The sequence below is a fragment of the Rubrimonas cliftonensis genome (genome assembly GCF_900107585.1).
GTDB classification, from domain to species: Bacteria; Pseudomonadota; Alphaproteobacteria; order Rhodobacterales; family Rhodobacteraceae; genus Rubrimonas; species Rubrimonas cliftonensis.
This window is the reverse complement of sequence record NZ_FNQM01000079.1, coordinates 1-1,828: the sequence shown is the minus strand read 5'-3', so window position 1 is coordinate 1,828 and position 1,828 is coordinate 1. Positions and strand designations below refer to the sequence as shown.

At 71.8% G+C, this 1,828-nt stretch carries 2 pseudogenes; both read left to right on the top strand.

Features of this window, described 5'->3' with window-relative positions:
- Window positions 1-676 (top strand): annotated as a pseudogene (locus BLW43_RS22610) (tyrosine-type recombinase/integrase); the annotation flags it as partial.
- A 12-nt stretch (window positions 677-688) separates the two neighbouring features.
- Window positions 689-1,828: pseudogene (locus tag BLW43_RS22605) on the top strand (IS91 family transposase); the annotation flags it as partial.

The following is a 1,828-nucleotide window of genomic DNA, read 5'->3' as shown; positions in this document are numbered from 1 at the left end:
GACTTTCGCCGCGCCACTGGCGCGACGGTTCCCTCCAACTCTTCGACGTGACCTGCGGCCGCGAGGAGTTGGTCCGCGACCTGCCGCTGCGCCGGTTGCCGCAGACCCTGCCGATCGTGCTCAGCCAGGAGGAAGTGGCCGCCCTGCTGACGGCGGGGCCGGGGCCGGGGCTGAAGTATCGCGCGGCGCTCGAGCCGTCTCGTACGGCGCCGGGCTGCGCGCGTCCGAGGTCTGCAGGCTGACGCCGGCCGACATCGACAGCGACCGGATGATGATCCGGGTGGTGCAGGGCAAGGGACGCAAGGACCGCCTCGTGATGCTGTCGCCTGCGCTGCTGGAGCTCTTGCGCGCCTGGTGGCTTCAGGCGCGGCCGAAGGGCTGGCTGTTCCCCGGCAAGCCCCGGATCAACCCGCTCTCGGGCCGGCGGATGAACCGCGCGTTCCACGAGGCGATGGAGGCGGCCGGGATCAGCAAGAAGGCGACGCTGCACACGCTCCGGCACAGCTTCGCCACCCACCTGCTGGAGGCCGGCGCCGACGTCCGGGTCATCCAGGTTCTGCTCGGGCATGCGCAGCTGGAGACGACGGCGCGGTATACGCACGTCGCCGCCAGCACGATCCGCGGGGTCAGGAGCCCGCTCGACGCGCTGTGGGAGGCGCCGCCCGAGCCGGACTGACGGCGCGCCTCCGTGCCCATACCGGCGCTCGAGGTCGCGGACATCTTCCGCGACGTCACGCCGAAGGCGTGCTTGCAGCACGACGGGCCGGCGTGGCGCGCCGCCAACGCCGGCCATGTGAGCCTCGCCCAGCTGCGCGTGATGAGCGCGATCGAGACCTGCCGAACCGCCGCGCTTGGGGGCCATGTCGCGGCGTGCGACGCCTGCGGCCGGGAGCATGTCGCGTACAACTCCTGCAAGAACCGACACTGCCCCAAATGTCAGGGGTCCGCGGCGCGCGACTGGATGGCGGCGCAGGGGGCCGACCTGCTGCCCTCCGGGCCTTGTTCGCCTTGAAATCGTCCACAGGACGATTTCATCCGGGCAAGCCCGGACCGGCTCCCAAGGGTCGAGTTCTTCCACGTCGTGTTCACCGTGCCGGCGGCGATCGCCGAGATCGCGTTCTGGAGTGAGCCATGGAGCCGCCACTGGTCCGAGGCCCATGGCGAACGGCGGTTGTCTACAATCTTCTGTTCCGCGCCTCGGCCGAGACCATGACCACCATCGCCGCCGAACCGCGTCACCTCGGCGCCCGGATCGGGATGACCTCGGTGCTGCACACCTGGGGCTCCGCGATGACCCATCATCCCCACATCCACATGGTCGTGCCCGGCGGCGGGCTCTCGCCCGACGGCGCGCGCTGGATCGCCTGCCGACGCGGCTTCCTGATGCCGGTCAAGGTGCTGGGCGGGCTGTTCCGGCGCCTGTTCCTCGAGGGTCTCGCCGCGCTGCACCGCGCAGGCCGCCTGCGCTTCTTCGGCGCGCGCGCCGGGCTCGCCGACCCGGCCGCCTTCGCCGCCCACCCCGCACCGCTGCGCCGCGCCGACTGGGTGGTCTACGCCAAACCGCCCTTCGGCGGGCCGGAGCAGGCGCCAGCCTATCTCAGCCGCTACACCCACCGGGTCGCCATCTCCAACAGCCGCCTCGTCAGCGCCGACGCCCTGACCGTGGCGTTCACGTGGAAGGACTACCGGGCGCCCGAACAGCGGCGCCGGCGCGTCATGCGGCTGGCCACGGACGAGTTCATCCGGCGCTTCCTCATCCATGTCCTGCCCGACGGCTTCCACCGCATCCGCCACTACGGCTTCCTCGCCAGCGCCGCCCGGCGCCGCA